This is a genomic window from Shewanella atlantica, from assembly GCF_003966265.1.
In the GTDB taxonomy this organism is placed as follows: Bacteria; Pseudomonadota; Gammaproteobacteria; order Enterobacterales; family Shewanellaceae; genus Shewanella; species Shewanella atlantica.
Genome location: NZ_RXNV01000002.1, coordinates 253,260 through 270,791, shown reverse-complemented (window position 1 = coordinate 270,791; position 17,532 = coordinate 253,260). Strand labels below are relative to the sequence as shown.

At 44.3% G+C, this 17,532-nt stretch carries 18 protein-coding genes; 3 read left to right on the top strand and 15 right to left on the bottom strand.

What is annotated here, in order from left to right; all coding sequences use genetic code 11:
- The first annotated feature begins 193 nt into the window (after positions 1 to 193).
- Both pabB and EKG39_RS06460 read left to right on the top strand, forming a co-directional pair.
- A complete protein-coding gene (pabB, locus tag EKG39_RS06465) occupies positions 194 to 1,603 on the top strand; it encodes an aminodeoxychorismate synthase component I (protein ID WP_126504932.1) in 1,410 nt (469 codons plus the stop codon).
- Between the two features lie 56 nt (positions 1,604 to 1,659).
- Positions 1,660 to 2,226, top strand: coding sequence for a CoA pyrophosphatase (locus EKG39_RS06460; RefSeq protein WP_126504931.1), 567 nt, complete (start codon positions 1,660 to 1,662; stop codon positions 2,224 to 2,226).
- A 55-nt stretch (positions 2,227 to 2,281) separates the two neighbouring features.
- Here EKG39_RS06460 and EKG39_RS06455 read toward each other — a convergent pair whose 3' ends face one another.
- On the bottom strand, positions 2,282 to 2,617 hold the full coding sequence (locus tag EKG39_RS06455; RefSeq protein WP_126504930.1) for a hypothetical protein: 336 nt from the start codon (positions 2,615 to 2,617) through the stop codon (positions 2,282 to 2,284).
- 403 nt (positions 2,618 to 3,020) lie between these two features.
- Between EKG39_RS06455 and asnS the strand changes: the two genes are divergently transcribed.
- Entirely contained in the window at positions 3,021 to 4,421 is a 1,401-nt protein-coding gene (gene asnS, locus EKG39_RS06450; protein ID WP_126504929.1) for an asparagine--tRNA ligase, read from the top strand.
- A gap of 61 nt (positions 4,422 to 4,482) precedes the next feature.
- Here the strand turns inward: asnS and EKG39_RS06445 are convergent, their stop codons facing one another.
- The 14 genes from EKG39_RS06445 to EKG39_RS06380 all read right to left on the bottom strand — a co-directional run bounded on the left by EKG39_RS06445 (position 4,483) and on the right by EKG39_RS06380 (position 17,460).
- Entirely contained in the window at positions 4,483 to 5,508 is a 1,026-nt protein-coding gene (locus EKG39_RS06445) for a tetratricopeptide repeat protein (protein ID WP_126504928.1), read from the bottom strand.
- A gap of 48 nt (positions 5,509 to 5,556) precedes the next feature.
- Positions 5,557 to 6,525 carry a type II secretion system F family protein gene (locus tag EKG39_RS06440; protein ID WP_126504927.1) on the bottom strand — a complete coding sequence of 323 codons (969 nt, stop codon included), beginning with the start codon at positions 6,523 to 6,525 and terminating at the stop codon, positions 5,557 to 5,559.
- A gap of 2 nt (positions 6,526 to 6,527) precedes the next feature.
- The gene (locus tag EKG39_RS06435; RefSeq protein ID WP_126504926.1) at positions 6,528 to 7,505 is read right to left on the bottom strand and encodes a type II secretion system F family protein; all 978 of its coding nucleotides are present in this window, start codon (positions 7,503 to 7,505) and stop codon (positions 6,528 to 6,530) included.
- Positions 7,506 to 7,516: 11 nt separating this feature from the next.
- Positions 7,517 to 8,839: a TadA family conjugal transfer-associated ATPase gene (locus tag EKG39_RS06430; protein WP_126504925.1), complete on the bottom strand. Its 1,323-nt coding sequence runs from the start codon at positions 8,837 to 8,839 to the stop codon at positions 7,517 to 7,519.
- A 2-nt stretch (positions 8,840 to 8,841) separates the two neighbouring features.
- A complete protein-coding gene (locus EKG39_RS06425; protein ID WP_126504924.1) occupies positions 8,842 to 10,134 on the bottom strand; it encodes a CpaE/TadZ family protein in 1,293 nt (430 codons plus the stop codon).
- Positions 10,135 to 10,201: 67 nt separating this feature from the next.
- Complete coding sequence (locus tag EKG39_RS06420; RefSeq protein WP_126504923.1) at positions 10,202 to 10,657, bottom strand: TadE/TadG family type IV pilus assembly protein; 456 nt, start codon at positions 10,655 to 10,657, stop codon at positions 10,202 to 10,204.
- On the bottom strand, positions 10,654 to 11,148 hold the full coding sequence (locus EKG39_RS06415) for a TadE/TadG family type IV pilus assembly protein (RefSeq protein ID WP_126504922.1): 495 nt from the start codon (positions 11,146 to 11,148) through the stop codon (positions 10,654 to 10,656). The genes EKG39_RS06420 and EKG39_RS06415 overlap by 4 nt, the downstream gene beginning before the upstream one ends.
- A gap of 9 nt (positions 11,149 to 11,157) precedes the next feature.
- Entirely contained in the window at positions 11,158 to 12,549 is a 1,392-nt protein-coding gene (locus tag EKG39_RS06410) for a TadE/TadG family type IV pilus assembly protein (protein WP_126504921.1), read from the bottom strand.
- Between the two features lie 48 nt (positions 12,550 to 12,597).
- Positions 12,598 to 12,879, bottom strand: coding sequence for a hypothetical protein (locus EKG39_RS06405; protein ID WP_246028423.1), 282 nt, complete (start codon positions 12,877 to 12,879; stop codon positions 12,598 to 12,600).
- A gap of 15 nt (positions 12,880 to 12,894) precedes the next feature.
- Entirely contained in the window at positions 12,895 to 14,325 is a 1,431-nt protein-coding gene (locus EKG39_RS06400; protein WP_126505327.1) for a type II and III secretion system protein family protein, read from the bottom strand.
- Between the two features lie 67 nt (positions 14,326 to 14,392).
- A complete protein-coding gene (gene cpaB, locus EKG39_RS06395; RefSeq protein ID WP_126504920.1) occupies positions 14,393 to 15,223 on the bottom strand; it encodes a Flp pilus assembly protein CpaB in 831 nt (276 codons plus the stop codon).
- Between the two features lie 40 nt (positions 15,224 to 15,263).
- Positions 15,264 to 16,586 (bottom strand): AAA family ATPase, encoded by a 1,323-nt coding sequence (locus EKG39_RS06390; RefSeq protein WP_126504919.1) that lies wholly within the window; start codon positions 16,584 to 16,586, stop codon positions 15,264 to 15,266.
- A gap of 14 nt (positions 16,587 to 16,600) precedes the next feature.
- Positions 16,601 to 17,164, bottom strand: a complete 564-nt coding sequence (locus EKG39_RS06385) for an A24 family peptidase (protein WP_126504918.1) — start codon at positions 17,162 to 17,164, stop codon at positions 16,601 to 16,603.
- Between the two features lie 104 nt (positions 17,165 to 17,268).
- Positions 17,269 to 17,460, bottom strand: coding sequence for a Flp family type IVb pilin (locus EKG39_RS06380; protein WP_126504917.1), 192 nt, complete (start codon positions 17,458 to 17,460; stop codon positions 17,269 to 17,271).
- Between the last annotated feature and the right edge of the window lie 72 nt (positions 17,461 to 17,532).

Genomic DNA, 17,532 nt, shown 5'->3' with positions numbered 1-17,532 from the left:
AGCCATTTTGGCTTGCGTATTTGTTTTTATAAATTCCGGCTTGGGCATTTCATACACTCCCCCGACCTGCAGAGAATGTATCACGTCATTGCCTTGTATGGCTTGCGTGTTTCTTTTTATTAATCCCAGCATATGGATATGATACTCTTTCGCGACTTTTAGGGGAATATCACATTTTAGATAAGGTTAATCGATGAGTTTTTCGACGCCACAGCAACTTGCTATCAGGCATCTGAATTGGAAATACACCACCACAGAGCTGTTCTCCAGGCTCTCTGACAAGCCTTGGGCCATGTTACTGGACTCGGCAGATGCACAGCATCAGGATGCAAAATTCGACATCATAGTGTGCGATCCTATCGCAACGATTGTAACCGATGGGCAATCGAGCAAGGTGAATCATCTACGAAACAGTAGAGTGGTTGATAGTAAAGTTCACAATGGTGACCCCTTCAAGCTTCTTAATGAAACGATAAAGCACTATTTCCCTCATCAGTACCCGAGCGCATTACCCTTTAGTGGTGGCGCAGTAGGCAGCTTCAGTTACGATTTAGGCCGCCAAATTGAACACCTGCCCGCGATAGCAGCCAGAGATATTTTACTGCCAGAGATGAATGTAGGCTTATATCCCTGGGCACTTGTCTTCGATCGCTTAAGAGCTTGCTGGACTCTGGCCCATTATCATGGGGAGGCAGCTCTCGAGTCGACTCTGGTTCAGTTAAATACTCTGCTTTGCACTGAATCCAAATCTGTTATCGGTGACTTCTCCCTAACCAGCCGATGGGACAATCAGATAACTAAAACTGAATACGTTGAAAAATTTGATAAAATTCAAACCTACCTAAAAAGCGGCGATTGTTATCAGATTAATTTAACCCAACGTTTTACGGCAAGCTATCGAGGTGACGAATGGCGGGCCTACCTCAAACTGCGTGAGACAAACAGAGCGCCCTTCTCGGCATTTATCCGATTAGATGATGCGGCAATATTGTCTATCTCACCGGAACGTTTTATTCAGCTTCGTGATGGTCAAGTACAAACAAAACCCATCAAAGGAACACGGCCCCGATTTGAAAATGTAAAAGCAGACAGGTCCTCTGCAGTCGAACTCGCTGAGTCAGAAAAAGATCGCGCCGAAAACTTAATGATTGTCGATCTACTACGAAATGACATAGGAAAAGTAGCAAAACCAGGCTCTGTAAAAGTACCTCACCTTTTCGAAATTGACAGTTTTCCAGCCGTCCATCACTTAGTCAGTACGGTAACTGCAGAGTTGCACAGCAAATATCAAGCAAGCGATCTGTTAAAAGCCGCTTTTCCCGGCGGGTCTATTACCGGCGCCCCAAAGATCCGTGCAATGCAGATCATCGAAGAACTTGAACCCTCGAGGCGTAGCCTATATTGTGGTTCTATTGGCTATATAAGCCAAGATGGACAGATGGACACCAGCATTACCATCCGCACATTAGTCGCAGAAGCCAATAACCTATACTGCTGGGCTGGCGGCGGTATTGTCGCCGACTCCAAGGCTGATGATGAATATCAGGAAACCTTCGATAAGGTCAGTAGGATACTTCCAGTCCTCGAAAATGTGGACTCTTAAAATTACCTGAACTTGTATGAGAAAATATTAACTGTTTGATTAATTACGGGGGGCATATGAACTTAATAGAGTTGAGGATAAGGTATAACCTTCAACCTCTTACTAACCTTAAGAGCCCCCTGATTTCCAGTAAGCTTCAGCCTGCAGCCGTTCTTATCGCTTTCACTCAGGTCAAAAATGAAACTCACCTCATTCTGACGCAGAGGCCCAGCCATCTGAGGCATCATCCGGGTCAAATCAGTTTTCCGGGTGGTAAAGTGGAAAATAGTGACAGCAGCCACATAGCCACAGCCTTAAGAGAAGCCGAAGAGGAGATTGCACTACCGATATCAAATGTAGAAGTGCTGGGACAATACCCTAAATATAAGACGTTTACCGGTTTTGAGATCACACCTGTCTTTGGCATAGTAAAAAATGATTTTGTACCTATGCTCGACCCGGGTGAAGTTGCTGATTATTTTACGATCCCACTGACATTCCTATTAAACACTGCAAACAGAAAAGAATATCTCTACCGCCGTCATGGCATCGAATACCCTGTCTACTTTATCCCATATAAGCAGCATGTTATTTGGGGCGCTACTGCCGCAATCATCGAGCACTTGTGTAAACAATTAAGTTAATAGCGGCTCTGAATATGGTTACTTCAGCTTACAGGGGAGTTGCCAATTTCTGAACTCAAACAAAGAACTGCAGGTACAAGCCCGCCGCAACGGAGCTAAGAAGAAGCAAGGGAATATTAAACCAATAGCCCATTCTGCTATGGTGAGCGGTGTAATAATTAAAAATCATGCTGATAAAACTGATAGCAGCACATACCCAGATGACATATTCGAGCTGGACCGTCTGAGTCGGATCCCAATCGAAGCGAACTGATGCCCCCTTGCTGAGAAAGTAGCCTATGGCGCGATCTGGCCTGGCCTTATCGAAAAGCAGTAAAGCATATACGGCTAGTGACCAGCCGGTAATGGAAAGAGACGCCAGCAAAAACTGAAATATTTTAACTTTCTTCAATTAGTCTCTCCTGTGATCCACCAGATATACTTTAAATATAACATTTTTTAAGCAACATCATATTGTATTATGACCGTGATTTTCAGTTACTTATTACTATCCGTTTTATTCTCCCCGCGCTATAAGCCTAAACTAATGTGATAAATAACAAGAGTTGGATAAACACAGACATAAAAACACTTTTCCCAACCAACTCCATAGATGAACCACCACCGTTTAACCAGCTTTATAAATCAATAATTCTGTTCATCGGGGATAAAATTCGAACATATGCAAAAGAATCACCGTTAATTTAACTTTCATAGCATGATTATCCCCTTTTCCACTTGAGAAAAGCCGCCAGCAGGGTAATATGAACGTCCAAATTTTTTTATAAAACGTTTCGTTGGAGAACTAAGCAACAATGAGCATTACATCTGTCGCTTCTGTATTTAAAGGTGAATTTGCGATCGGTTCGCAAGTAACCGTTCGCGGTTGGGTAAGATCTCGCCGAGATTCCAAGGCCGGCATCTCTTTTCTTGCCGTTTATGATGGTTCCTGCTTTGACCCTATTCAGGGTGTAGTGCCTAATAGCTTAGAAAATTATAATGACGAAATCTTAAAGCTAACTGCAGGTTGCTCTGTCGTTATGACAGGTGAAGTTGTTGACTCTCCTGGTAAGGGGCAATCTTTTGAGCTACAGGTCGCGAGTATTGAAGTTGCAGGTTGGGTTGACGATCCTGAAACCTATCCTATGGCGGCTAAACGTCACTCTATTGAGCACTTGAGAGAGTTGGCTCACCTGCGCCCACGTACCAATATCATAGGTGCAGTGGCTCGAGTACGTAACAGTTTATCTCAGGCTATTCATCGCTTCTATCATGAGCAAGGTTTCATCTGGGTATCAACACCGCTCATCACAGCATCAGATGCAGAAGGCGCGGGTGAGATGTTCCGTGTGTCGACTCTGGATATGGAAAACCTTCCCCGTAACGACGAAGGTAAAGTCGATTACAGCGAAGACTTCTTCGGTAAAGAATCTTTCTTGACTGTTTCGGGTCAGTTGAACGCAGAAACCTACGCGAGTGCACTGTCTAAGGTTTATACTTTCGGCCCTACCTTCCGCGCAGAAAACTCAAACACCAGTCGTCACTTAGCTGAGTTCTGGATGGTTGAGCCGGAAGTTGCATTTGCCGATCTTGATGATGTCGCTGGTCTGGCCGAACAGATGCTCAAGTTCTGTTTCAATGCCGTACTCGAAGAGCGCCGTGATGACCTTGAGTTTTTCGCTCAACGAGTCGATAAATCTGTAATCGATCGTCTTGAGTCGTTTGTCAGCAGTGATTTTGCTCAAGTCGACTATACCGACGCGGTAGAGATCCTTAAGAGCTGCGGTAAAAAGTTTGAATACCCGGTTGAGTGGGGAATCGATCTGCAATCCGAGCATGAGAGATACCTGGCTGAGGAACACTTCAAGGCTCCGGTAGTAGTTAAGAACTATCCGAAAGATATCAAGGCATTCTACATGCGCCTCAATGAAGATGGTAAAACTGTTGCCGCGATGGATGTACTCGCACCCGGCATAGGTGAGATCATCGGTGGAGCTCAGCGTGAAGAGCGCCTGGATGTACTCGATGCACGTCTCGAAGAGATGGGTCTGAGTAAAGAAGACTACTGGTGGTACCGTGATATGCGTCGCTACGGTACGGTTCCGCATTCTGGTTTTGGTCTGGGTTTCGAGCGTTTGGTTTCATATGTTACTGGTGTTTCTAACATCCGTGACGTGATCCCATTCCCACGAGCGCCAAAATCGGCAAATTTCTAAGTCGCAACTCGACTAACAAAAAAAACGCCCTGCAGGGCGTTTTTTTTGGTCTCAATTTCAGCTAATTCGCTTTTTGGCTGGCATACTCTAGCGAAGCTCGCTTTAGGTTCTTTTGTGCCTGTTCGAAATAGCTTGGTGATTCATCAATTGCTCGCTGGAAAAGATTAATCGCTTGTTCATATTGCCCTTCCAACATTAAAAAGAAACCTAAATCATTCAGAGCATCTGCCGGCTCCATAGTATGTTCCAATGTCGAAAGTGCTCGCGCATACAGACCCTTTCTCACATAAACTAATCCAAGATTCGTCCAGCTTCTGTCAAAATTGGGGTCTTCTTGTATCGCTTGCTTAAGGTACCTCTCTGCCAGAGTAAAATTACCACTCAAATAATATGAGTACCCAAGGTTAGTAATGATCAATGCCGAATGAGGCTCCCTGTCCAACGCCAGTCGATAGAGCCGCCTCGCCCGCTCATGTTCGTTCTCTAGATCATCTAAAATCGCTAACGCATTATAGATACGAATTGGAGAGTCAGTATCTAATGAATAGAAAGTCTCTCCTAAATTTTCTACAGCAGGATTAAAGCGCTTTTGGTCTAAACTCACCGCTTTTTCCAGATGAAACCTAGCTTGAGCATGTTGACGCTTGTCCATATTAATCAAGCCGAGGCCCGCGTGGGACATCATCATTTCGGGATCGATGGCTAATGATTCGTTATAGGTCAAGTATGCCAGTTGAATGTTGCCTTTGATGCTATTAATACGTGCGATGTTATATAAGGTTTGTGCATTGTTCGCATTAAAGTCTAAAGACTGAACATAGAGATAGAGTGCTTGATCCAGATTACCTATCTGCTCCTCATGTTTTGCTCTGCTCAGCGCATCAGCTTCATCCTTAGGAGGATTTCCGGTGGTAACGGTATGCATAGCGCTACCATCATAGAGATCCTGTCTCGTAGGTGGCGTATTATCGATCAATTCAGGCTCTTCCTTGGGAACAGCTGTACATGCCACCATTAGTAGAGGTAATAAAACCAAACCGAACCTGCTCAAAGCCTTTATATCTAGTAACTTATATTGCTTAATCATTAAGCCCCCCAAATTTCCAATTTATCTAATTTTTATCATTTTTAACTGTTAAAAAGCTTGCCCCCATACCTTCATCACCTTCAAAACAGCGGGGCCGACAGCGACGATGAAAAACGATGGCCAGATACACATCATCATGGGGAAAATCATTTTGACTGCCACTTTAGCGGCCAGCTCTTCCGCCTCTTGCAGACGTTTATCTCGGTATTCATCAGAAAAAACCCTCAAGGTTTCAGCGATACCGGTACCAAGCCGTATACTTTGCGAAATGGCTGAGTTCAAGCCCTTAACATCCTCAAGGCCCGTTCTTTCTGTAAACTCTCGTAACGCATCCTTAATGGTTAATCCCGCTCTGACCTTACTGCAAACCAGATCCAATTCACTTGCCAGCTCTTGGTGACTGATTGACAACTCTCGTGCTACACGCTGCATCGCGGCCATTAACCCTAACCCCGCTTCACAACACACCACCAGAAGGTCCAGAGCATCGGGAAAGCCCCTCCTGAGGCGTCTCATTCTCTTATCTGCCAAATTATCTAATATGATAGAGGGTAACAGGTAAGCGCCACCGACCAGCAGCGCGACCACATAAATGCTCACCATCGTCGACAATTTAGGAAACATGCTTAATATCAATACGGAGCTTCCAGCTGCAACCAAAAATAGGATAAGCCTAGCCGCACTGAACACCGCCATCGCATTTTCATTATGAAAGCCTGCGTGAATAAGCAATCTGCGGCTATGGTCATTTGTAAAGTTAAAAGGAGATTTTTGAGAAACTTGACTTAACCCATGCTCAATTGTCGAACCTACCTCTGACGAGAGCCCTCCTATTGGATCAGTCTCATCATTAATCCCTCTTAACTTCCTTCGTAAAGGAGAGTAGATCCCGGTTATCAAGAATGAGATCGCCACAGCAAAAGTGATCCCTGCAATGGCTGCAACGCCATAGAGTGCCCACTTTACATGATCGGGATCATCAAATAATTCACCCAGTAAACCAATTAAATAGTCCATAATTAGATATCAATCCGAATGATTTTACTGATCCACCAGCCACCGATGACCATTCCGATAGCTCCCCATAGCAACAGTTGACGTCCATCCTTAGTACCGGTTAATTCCCCCACATATGAAGGTGTTTGCAGATAGATGACGGCAAAGAGTACAAATGGCAGTAGGATGAGAATCCAAGCCGACAGCCGACCCTCTGCCGAAAGGGTTTTAACCCTTCTTCGAAAGGAAAACCTTTCCCGGATAACTCTAGCTAAACTATTTATGTTTTCCGCTAAATTACCACCGGTCTCCTTCTGAACCATTACCGCACTTGCGAACGCCATCGCTGATACACTAGGGACACGTTCAATAAACCCAAGTAATGCTCTTTTAGTATCTTTTGAATAGTTAATATTGGCGAACATCAGCCCAAACTCTTTGGCGATAGGCCCCTCAAGTTCCTCTGTCGCCAACTTTATTGCATCGGCAAATGAATAACCAGCTTGCAGAGCTCTACGAATCACATCCAGAGCATCAGGAAATGCGGCCTCTATAAGGTCCATTCGCTTATTGATGTCTCTACTGAGCTTAAACCTAAATAGGATAATGGTAATCACAAAGATCACCGCCGCGATATAAGGATCTCGGAAGATCAGCCATCCAACTACCGCCGTCAGTAACGCGGTAATCAGTGATAGTCCGAAAAACTGATGCCCCATAATCTTGTAGTCTGCCAACTCTAATCGGTAACTTAGGTTCTCAATGAATTCGATTTTTTCTAAGGCTCGTCCTATGGGGCCTAATTTTTTTAATTTACTTTTTCTCAGAAGAGAGGTCTCATAGACAGAATCATCCACCTTCTCACTCATCTTTTTCAACCGCTTTCTTACCAAGGCAGTATTCGCCCGCTGGGGGCTATATACCGGCAGAAATAGCGCTTGCGAAAGAAGAATAACGGCTATAAAAATAAGGCCAAAAAAGATCATCTCATTTGAAAACATCTATGTACCCCTTAAAAATCAGCGAATGGATCTCGGCTATTGAATAGCTCGAATGGCAGGTCGATTCCATGCTGTTTGAGCTTGCTGTGGAATACAGGTATCACACCAGTAGACCCAAATTGACCCACTATATCGCCATTTTGATCTCGCCCTTCTCGTACAAAATGAAATAGTTCAGACATGGTAATCACATCACCTTCCATACCATTTATCTCTTGAATGCTGGTTATTTTACGCCCACCATCTTCCAATCGCTCTAACTGAACAACTAGATCAATTGCCGAGGCAATTTGGGTTCGAATATTGCTCACAGGCATATCAAATCCAGCCATGCAAACCATGTACTCCAGTCGCCCAAGCGCATCTCTAGGACTGTTGGCATGAAGCGTTGTAAGTGAACCTTCATGACCGGTATTCATCGCAGTTAACATATCTAATGCTTCGCCACCACGAACCTCACCAATGACAATTCGATCCGGCCGCATACGAAGGCAGTTCTTAACTAAATCTCGTTGGTTAACTTCCCCTTTTCCTTCGATATTCGCCGGTCTCGTTTCGAGTCTAACTGTATGGGGTTGTTGCAGTTGCAGCTCTGCGGAATCCTCAATGGTAACGATTCTTTCATCCTCGGGAATGTAGCCCGATAGCATGTTGAGTAGGGTTGTTTTACCACTACCGGTACCGCCGGACACCAGTATATTCAATTTTCCCTTAACCGCGCCCTTAAGCAGTTCAATCATAGGTAAGGTGATCGAGCCGATATCAATCAACTGCTGGGCATTTAACTTATCTACCGCAAAGCGTCGTATGGATAACGCCGGGCCATCTAAAGCCAGCGGCGGAATAATAGCATTGACACGGGAACCGTCCTCTAGTCGGGCGTCAACCATGGGGGATGATTCATCAATTCTTCGACCAACAGTTGAAACGATACGATCAATAATATTCAACAGGTGAGCATTACTGTGGAAATTAATCATCACCTGCTGCAACTTACCCCTACGTTCAACATAGATTCTGTCGTAGGAGTTAACCAAAATGTCAGAGATACTGGGATCAGCTAACAGTGTTTCAAGCGGCCCTAAACCCAAAACTTCATCAATAATGAGCTTAATTAGCCTTTGCCGAGCAGAAAGGTTAATAGGCATGTGGAGCTCGTTAATTAGCTGTTCACTTATTTCTGTTATTTGAGCCCGTGCCCGATCCTTAGATATTGTCTCTATAAGTGACAGATCCATCACATTGAGGAGCTTATTATAAAGCTGCTCCTTAAGTTGCTGTTCCTCTTGACTGAGAGTCTTAAATTCGTTCGCGCCCTGAGATAAGTTATTCATTATTAATTCCCTAACAGGCGGCTAAAAAAGCCTTTTTGCTTATGCTGATCACCACTTATGTTTGGAAAAAACTTCTCAACCACCTTAGCTAAATCGGTATACATCTGCTCTCGCTTCGCGACTTGTGTAATAGGCGTACCCAGATCTATACATTGACTAGCAAGTTTAAAATCATTGGCTACAACTAAGATTGAATCGACTCCCGTTGTGGACTTAATATCTTTTATGCTTATCTCAGTACTGTTCTTTTGGTAGCGATTGACTAGAACATGAATGTGCGAAGGGTCAATCCCCATGAAGTTAACCAACTGATGAATTACCGCTTTAGTTTCTCTAATACTCATTACATTTTGTTGCATGACCAGTAATATATCAGCATTGGTGAGCATATCTGCGTTCCAAGTTTCAGGTCCCCGCGACAGATCGATAATCACTTGATCGTAATATTGTCGGCACTTCAGTAGCAGATCGTTGGCCAGACGGAGATCTATGCTTTCCGTTGCATTAAGCACCGCAAAAGGTTCAGATGCTAAAAGATGTAGATGACCCTTATTAGTCATCGCCCCCTTCAAAGCGACTTCATCTAGTGAGTCTAACTCCCCAATCGCTTCGGTAATAAAGTAGCGAGGCTCTACTCCGAGCATATGAGCAAGTGTCCCTTGAACAAGATCGGTATCAAGCAGAGCGACCTCACCCTCACCTCTCACCGATGCAATCATCGCAACGCTGGATGCGATAAAACTGGCTCCAGACCCTCCCTTGCCATTAACGACAGCGAGGACCGGAGCAAGATCAGCATTTTCCGCTAATTTATGAGCAATCTTCTCGATTGAGGGTAATAAAACCTCACTGGCCTGCTCTAAGGTAATAAAGTCGCTAACTCCCTGTTGAAAGGCCAGTCTAAGCACATTTGGGGGGGAGTCTTGCCCAAGTATGATCGTATCAACTCCATAGCTCGCTGCAGATTGTAGCGCCTGAATAGCACCGGCTTCATCATTGGGTAAAACCAACAAAATGAGGTTGTATGGCCTAGCACTTCTGCTGGAGTAAGTATTGAAACTTCTTACTTCGTGCCATGACAGGTTAAGACACTCATCGAGTTTGGCTTCTAACTCTCTGAGTGGGAGGTTCAGGCTATTAATCACCAGTGCATGAACCGGATAAGACAGGTTTGTACAATACCTTTTGGGGGCATTTTCCGAAGATGCAACCACCGAGGGCCCGTTAGAATGAGTCCCTCTTCTCGCCCCTCCCTCTTTATCATTAGTCACTAGAAGCTCCAGTGGTTTATCCATTCAGATTTCCCTCTCAAATATAAAAAGTCCTTGTATTTACTATAGTAAGGATTTCAGAAATGGAAAATTAATTGCAATCTATTAATCCAGATTTACCACTTGTACCAGGGTTATAGACACCAAAACTCTCTCTGGGTAATGACGTAGTAAAGGTCGGTGAGTCGATAATTCTATCAAAGCCAGGAATGAGGAATTGATGTTGATAATTCACAATGTCGGCTCTAACCATAGCGATACCAACGCCAGTTGTATCTGCTCCAGAGCTGTCGACATAACTGATAATCAAATTAGTACCAGCCAAATTTGGAACCAAATCAACTCCATCGAAAAGAGCCATATTTTGCAAGTCAGCATCATTAATTCGGCAAACCACGGCAATTCTCGCTGCTCTCCTTGATGCTTCATGGAGTACATTATAGGTATACATCAGCCTGCCAATCTCAATGATGGCAAATAACAACATTAAAAACAGACCACCAACAATGGCAAACTCGACAGAGTAAACTCCTTTCTGCTTTGTCATAACCCCGTTCTCACCGAATAGGAAACAACAAAAGGGAAACCCAAATCAATTCCTTCACCAAACCCGAGCCCACCAATTCGCTCGCCAAACATTGGCTGCCAGTCGTACGTTACCGATATAGTGACTATGTCAGTAGCCGGATCACCAGAAACATCTATATCACTAGGACTCAAACCAGCTAGTAACGGGGTGCTTCCCCCTACCTTTCCGTAAACAAGTAACGCTTTCGCTTCTGCGACACAGTTATTACAAGATGCGTTACAATCACTGTCATCACCACAACCGCCCAAAAAGCTACCATCTAGCCCTGATAGGCTATCTCCTGCAGAATTTGAGAGATGCCGGCCTGCATCCCTAACCATTCGGGTTAAATTACTGTATTGATATATTGCCCGCCCAAGTTCAGCTGTGGTCAATATGAGCAGCAACAGTATAGGTAACATTATAGTGAATTCGACTGCAGCGACTCCTTGTTGTTTAGACATATTCATAGCGAAATCCTAGGAATCCGGACTATCTAAATCGGGATATAGAACAATAGTGGAGTTATTGCTTTGAAAGTCAGGATCCAACGATGGAATGCCACTAGAGCCGCATATTGTTAAGAACTCTCCAACCACATACGCATCACTTCCCTGTTTAGGGACATCTTGGGTCAGGAAGAAACAACCTGTCCCCAACACAGTAATAGTATTAGCACCATTTGTTTCACCGTCACACTCACCAATAACGATGGGTAACATCCGACGATTTTCCTCAGACAAATCCGAACCAGTTAAGATATCCCCGTTAATACCAGTACTGGGACAATTAGCACCCGCTAAGTATTCAGCATGTGTGTAATAACGAATTGGACTAGTAGAGCCATCCTCATTATCTCTAGCTGGTATAGTCGTCTCTCCATCATCTATAGAAGTTAAAATAGGCTCGCCTTCTTCATCTCGCATGATCACAATATTCCCATCATCATCAAACTCTATTGACTCTCCTTGGCAGTTGTTCTCATCCCGTAGAAAACCATCTTCCTCCTTTATACCTCCCCCCTTACTTAGGTCAAACCTTGTGTTTAACCCTTGCCTAACTGGCCCTGTCGTTCCCCCTGGCTCTGTGGGGATCTCGTCGCCAGCGCTTATGCATGAACTAGTAGTGAAGTCACCAGCCAAAGCGTCACGAACATCGGAACCGCCTTGATCACCATCAAGGCGTAAAAGCTGAAAGTTACCAGGACCCAAAGTATGCGCCGCGCCAGCCGCTATTTTCAATACATACAGTTGCTTGGGCTTGAAGCCGAAATCAAAGCCAGATGGGATATTTTCTGGGTCTGCCGGCATTTCATTGGCACAGACCATTATAGGTGCAAGACGATCAATACAGGCGAGATCGGTACTTTTCCCTGCGACCGCAGACGCTCTTATAGACTTATTGAAATCGATGATTTGAGCGATAAAATTCTGCATCCCCACATTTTCAAGGCGAACACGAACATACTCAGCGCCCTCTACCGATGTAGATATGAATGGATCGGGCCACTCAGAAAATTCAATAAACAGATTATCGGTAACTTGATTTGCCCCATAGTCGGGAGTAGATAAATTAACCACTCCCTGTAGTTCACTATTCTCGGCATACTGTAAGTTATCCAATAAGAACTCGGTTGCAGCCTGTCTAGCTTGAAACAGAGTTCCTCCATCTTGTAACACTTTTCCGGCTTGAAGCGCTGATGCATCAACTGCATTTTGCAGCCGCCCTTTACTCAGCAGCATATGTCCACCATCAAGAGCCATTGCGGCAACCACAAGCAGGGACAATAGCCCAATGGTAAACATCACTAATATCGCACCACGTTGCTTTTGGAAGGCTCTAAGCCTAACTACATCATTGCTATTACCCATACACACACCTAGCTGCCTCGCTTTATCATTTAAACAGCCCTTCAGTTACTATATCTCTTTAAGTGAAACATTCTTTCTAGCAGACTTTGGTGCTTCACTACTCTCACGATAAGCCTGCATTACCTTTTCACCATAATTGCCCTCTAACTCACCAACAATACCGTCATTACGCTCGGCAGCGCCGGGATCCAGAATCTGCATATTTTTCATTTGCTGATAACTCTGCTCCATAGGGAAGTCATTTAACTCCGCACAGCCAATGAGCAGACAAGGTGTTGCCAAAACAAAGAGCTTGATACATCCACTCACTCTATCTTTAACCATACTCATAATAATTCTCCAAGGTTATAATGAATGACCATATTTTTGTTGAGTGCCACTATCATCAACCTTGGCATCATTCGCTATCGATTCATAAGGTGTTTCATGCATCTCTTCAGCTGTTTTCTTATGGGACATCTTGCCTAAAAGATAAAATTCCATATCATTTGGTAGCACAAAATCGTCAGTGGGGAGCGACAGATGTTCCTTATTGAATGGCCTGACTAGTCGAGGAGTAACAAGAATAACCAACTCACTTTGGCCACTTCTAAAGCTCTTACTGGTAAAGAGCTGACCCAAAACCGGTATATCGCTAAAACCAGGCAATTTATCTATATTTTCTCTTAAAGTGTCACTAATAAGTCCACTTATGGCGATGGTTTGACCGTCAGCCAGCTCAACGGTGGTTGCCGTTGTTCTCTTAACAATTGAAGGGACAACTAGCGCCGTATTGGAACCACCGGAAAGCGTCACAGCATTTGCATTGCTGACTTCACTAACCAAAACATTAAGATTCAAATTGATCTGCCCTGAGTCTAAAACAGAAGGAACAAACCTCACTCCAACACCAAAATCACGATATTGAATGGTTGTAGAGCCATTGGTACCAGGCACAGGAATAGGAAATTCACCACCAGATAAAAACTCGGCCGACTGGCCACTCATCGCCGTGACATTGGGCTCTGCTAACACTTTTGCCAGACCATTTTGTTTGGCAACATCAAGAGCGAAATTCATCAATAAGTTATCGTTTAAGTATCGGGCAAATATACCGCGGGTATCAATCGCCGCGCCAGGATCGAGCGCAAAACTGCCACCACCACCGGCTATACCGCCAGAGAGTTCTGAACCCTGATTAAATACGAAGAACTTAGAGTCAAACTGACGAGCAATCTCTCGCTGAACTTCAGCTATGACCACCTCCAGCATCACTTGGTGGTCACCGCCAACGGTCATCATATTCAGTACAGTGCTATTCACTTTAGACACCGATGCGGCTTTAGCATATGCCTCTGCTAATTCAACGGCTGTATTCATCTTCTGTAGGTTTGATGCCTGACCACTAATCAGCAGCTGGCCTTGGGATGTTTGCACACCCAATTTTTCACCCGGCAAAAAATCATGTAGTCGCTGCTTTAACCCGTTTAGATCATGGGTTACCTCTATATCAATGACTTCAACGAGACGCTCATTTTCATCCCAGATCATAATATTAGTGCTACCCAATTTCTTACCTAGAATGTACAGCTCGTTATTTGGCAATAACTTGATATCACTAATTCCTGGGTTACCAACAGACACTCGATGTACGGGCTTGGTTAAATTCAGCACCCGCGACTTAAAAATCGGGATCAATTTTACGTCAAGACCCGTGCCAGTGGGACCACCGGCACTCGCTGAAAAATTGACTAGCAAAAGGCACAAAATGATAAAACAGCATGCAATTGTAACCATCTTGGTTAATGAACGTGGCATGGTGCACTCCTTAATCAATGCATGGGTATATGAAAACAACTAAACGTTAGTTTTTAACTTTAATGACCTGCTCTTTCATCCCTTTCAACAGGTATACCTTCGACTTGTCCGTTGGTTCCTTGGCCTTAGCCACTACCGGCTCAGCTTTTTTGGGAGCAATCGCTTCAACTTCCTTCTTCTTAACTTCTACCTTTTCAGCTTCATCTCCTAATAAGGCTAGTTCAACCGTGGTGGAATCATTAGGATTTCTCAAAGCTAATTGTAACGAACCTCTTCCTCTAGCGATCATTAACACCTCGGCTTGCTCCAGTGTTAACTCAAGTGTTACTGCCCTTACCACTTTAGGTTTGTTTTCATCGCTTGAAGCGCGTTGATCGATGGCCAAAATCTTAACATTTGCTAACACAACGTCGGTTCTGAGACGTCCGCCACTTTTAAACATGTTCAAAATGTCTACGCGATTACCTGGCAAAATAAAACCAGCAACACCGACAACGTCATTCACCCTAATGGTGACAGCTCGCATTGTCGGAGTAATTAAACTCGCAAGGGTGCTGCCTTCACCTTTTTTGGTAAGCCGCTCACTACGCAGAACTTCGCCGGCGTAAAGGTTTTGTTTGACAACCATCCCTTCTGCTTCAGCAAAACTCTTGATAGCCGTTTCCGGAACCGTTGACTTAGGCATAGGGGTAAGTTTTAGATTCTTACGCTCTAAAATTGCGCCAAGCGGGGCAACCGTCGCCATCGTGATAACATTGACCGTTGCTTGGGGCGTAGCGGCTTTGGTGTTTGACTCGAGCCAATTTTGGGCCAGAAATACTGCAGCGACACCAAATATGAGTGACAGCAGTACAAATAGAATGGTTTTATTGTTCATCAAAAGCTCCTTTCGCTAATGGCTTCAATTAGCGCAGCATTTACACAAAATAGATTGACCACGCTTCGGCCATCAGTTCCTTAGTGACTTCCGGTTCCAACTCCAGAAAGCTAATTTGATCAGACATAATCCCCAGCAGATCACGTGGGTAGCATGGGATCAAAGGCTTTTGATGAAGTTGGTGATAATGCACTAGAAGGTGCTGATACATCTCTTCGCTACAACTTAACCCTTTCTCTCGGCACTCTTGATACCATATCTCCCGATAAAGGGGCTCTGCTAATGCATCAAAATGGATCTTGTATCCAAGTCGCCTTAAAAAGGCATCATCAACTAACTCTTTAGGATTTAGGTTAGTAGAGAAAAGTAAAATTAGCTCAAATGGGATCTCAAAATGTTCACCGGATTGAAGTGCTAAGAAATCTCTTCGCTCTTCCATCGGAATAATCCAACGATTAAAAAGCTGCTTGGCACTGATGCGCTGGCGACCCAAATCATCTAATAACAAGATACCGTTATTGGCTTTTAGTTGTATGGGCGCCATATAGGTACGGCTATGGCTATCAAACTGAACTTCCAACATCTCAGCAGTTAGTTCGCCACCAGTAATTCGTAACGGCCTTTTACATTTTATCCAGCGGGGATCATGGCCTTTAACCAAATCTAAGGAGTTCTCCACCTCTTCTTTGTCAACTCGGTGGTGAAGTTGGGGATCGTATACCTGTATTACCTCGTTGCCGATGGAGATCGCATAGGGGATCAGCACAGAGTCACCTAATGTGTGATTCAAATTTCGACAAAGGTAGCTTTTTCCTGTACCTGGGGGACCATAGATAAGAACGGGACGGCTTGAGTTTAGTGCTGGCCCAATTTTGTGTAGCAATTGCTGCGGCAGCACTAAGGCACTAAGCCCCTCTTTGAGCATCTCAAAGGTAATCGAATTATTTCTGCTAGATTGCTTCTTGCATACCTCAGTATATTGGGACAAGGGCACTGGAGTTAGGCCACGGTAACCACTCTTTGCCGACGCCTGCTTTCCATACTCCTCTCCATGATGACTTAATGCATAGCGCATTTGGCCATCGTTGGTTGTCTGGCGGTTTTCGACCCAAGCTTGTTTTTTAGCACTATCTAATAGTTGCTGAATGATGCCACCAGTGATTCCCATCTTGGCAACTAACTCGGCTTTGGTGAGCACTCCGTTACCCAAGAGGTGTTTCAACATGAGCTCATACAATACGGATTCAGCGACACCTGTATCTGCTATGGTTTTTGGCCGCGGTGCGATAGTTATGACATCGTCATCGACAAGTTGGCGACCTCTATGCAGGTGAGTGACTCCGTCCATGTTGCTTTTCTGCATAAGCTTTGTCCTATTTAACCTAGAATTGCATTCCAACTTTGGTATAGCGCGAACACATCAGGATCCAGAGAGCATGCCCACAACCATCCAATTGCCAACGCAGGCGCGTAAGGTACTCGTTGCCCAGCAGCTTCATCAGCAGCAGGCTTAAAGTAACTGCGTAGGTAAAAGCAATCCCAATAACGTTTCACTGTTTTTGATAATCCACTGAGCCCGGTTTTCCAAATAATAAGCACCAGACTGGTACCGGCTCCAGCGATAATTCCGTATAACAAACTGGACAATAGGAGATCAGGCCCCATTAATGCCCCTATTCCCATCATTAGCTTAATATCCCCGGCGCCTAAAACCCTAAAAATGAAGGTTGGGAAAAGCAAAATAAACGCTAACCCGAATCCAACACTGGCCATCAATACACCATCCAACTGGGCATAGTAACCATTAATAGCAAATCCACAAAATATCGCTAACAGACTTAATTTGTTGGGGATTTTTTCTTTATATAGATCTATACTAATTGCCGCGATGAAAAACAGACCCGCTAAAACAAGTTGAAGTAATAATTGTGTTTCAGACATTGTTCAGCTCCTAGAACATATAGCAGCCTCACCTAATCAAGTGCTGATGGCTGCTATAATAGAAAGCAGGTGCGTCAAGAATGCACCTGCATACTTTTGAGGAATTAAGAACCACCAGAACACGTCCCACCAACAGCATTACAAAGAGTCTGAATTCTATTCGTTGCTCCATCCCCTAACTGAGTAAATGCGGCAACCATTCCGCCAACGACTAACCCACCGGCAATGGCATACTCTACCGCTGTCAATCCACTTTCATCTTCTATAAATTCTGCGAATAATTGTTTGATATTCATAATCTGCTTCTCCAATATTAACTAAGACACTCGGCCAAATATTTTGACTCATCCATTTCAGCCATTACGTTG

Bases quoted from the DNA above. Each gene is read 5' to 3' on its own strand.
- pabB (WP_126504932.1), top strand. From the start codon at position 194: ATGAGTTTTTCGACGCCACAGCAACTTGCTATCAGGCATCTGAATTGG.
- EKG39_RS06460 (WP_126504931.1), top strand. From the start codon at position 1,660: ATGAACTTAATAGAGTTGAGGATAAGGTATAACCTTCAACCTCTTACT.
- asnS (WP_126504929.1), top strand. From the start codon at position 3,021: ATGAGCATTACATCTGTCGCTTCTGTATTTAAAGGTGAATTTGCGATC.
- EKG39_RS06445 (WP_126504928.1), bottom strand. From the start codon at position 5,508: ATGATTAAGCAATATAAGTTACTAGATATAAAGGCTTTGAGCAGGTTC.
- EKG39_RS06440 (WP_126504927.1), bottom strand. From the start codon at position 6,525: ATGGACTATTTAATTGGTTTACTGGGTGAATTATTTGATGATCCCGAT.
- EKG39_RS06435 (WP_126504926.1), bottom strand. From the start codon at position 7,505: ATGTTTTCAAATGAGATGATCTTTTTTGGCCTTATTTTTATAGCCGTT.
- EKG39_RS06430 (WP_126504925.1), bottom strand. From the start codon at position 8,839: ATGAATAACTTATCTCAGGGCGCGAACGAATTTAAGACTCTCAGTCAA.
- EKG39_RS06425 (WP_126504924.1), bottom strand. From the start codon at position 10,134: ATGGATAAACCACTGGAGCTTCTAGTGACTAATGATAAAGAGGGAGGG.
- EKG39_RS06420 (WP_126504923.1), bottom strand. From the start codon at position 10,657: ATGACAAAGCAGAAAGGAGTTTACTCTGTCGAGTTTGCCATTGTTGGT.
- EKG39_RS06415 (WP_126504922.1), bottom strand. From the start codon at position 11,148: ATGAATATGTCTAAACAACAAGGAGTCGCTGCAGTCGAATTCACTATA.
- EKG39_RS06410 (WP_126504921.1), bottom strand. From the start codon at position 12,549: ATGGGTAATAGCAATGATGTAGTTAGGCTTAGAGCCTTCCAAAAGCAA.
- EKG39_RS06405 (WP_246028423.1), bottom strand. From the start codon at position 12,879: ATGAGTATGGTTAAAGATAGAGTGAGTGGATGTATCAAGCTCTTTGTT.
- EKG39_RS06400 (WP_126505327.1), bottom strand. From the start codon at position 14,325: ATGGTTACAATTGCATGCTGTTTTATCATTTTGTGCCTTTTGCTAGTC.
- cpaB (WP_126504920.1), bottom strand. From the start codon at position 15,223: ATGAACAATAAAACCATTCTATTTGTACTGCTGTCACTCATATTTGGT.
- EKG39_RS06390 (WP_126504919.1), bottom strand. From the start codon at position 16,586: ATGCAGAAAAGCAACATGGACGGAGTCACTCACCTGCATAGAGGTCGC.
- EKG39_RS06385 (WP_126504918.1), bottom strand. From the start codon at position 17,164: ATGTCTGAAACACAATTATTACTTCAACTTGTTTTAGCGGGTCTGTTT.
- EKG39_RS06380 (WP_126504917.1), bottom strand. From the start codon at position 17,460: ATGAATATCAAACAATTATTCGCAGAATTTATAGAAGATGAAAGTGGA.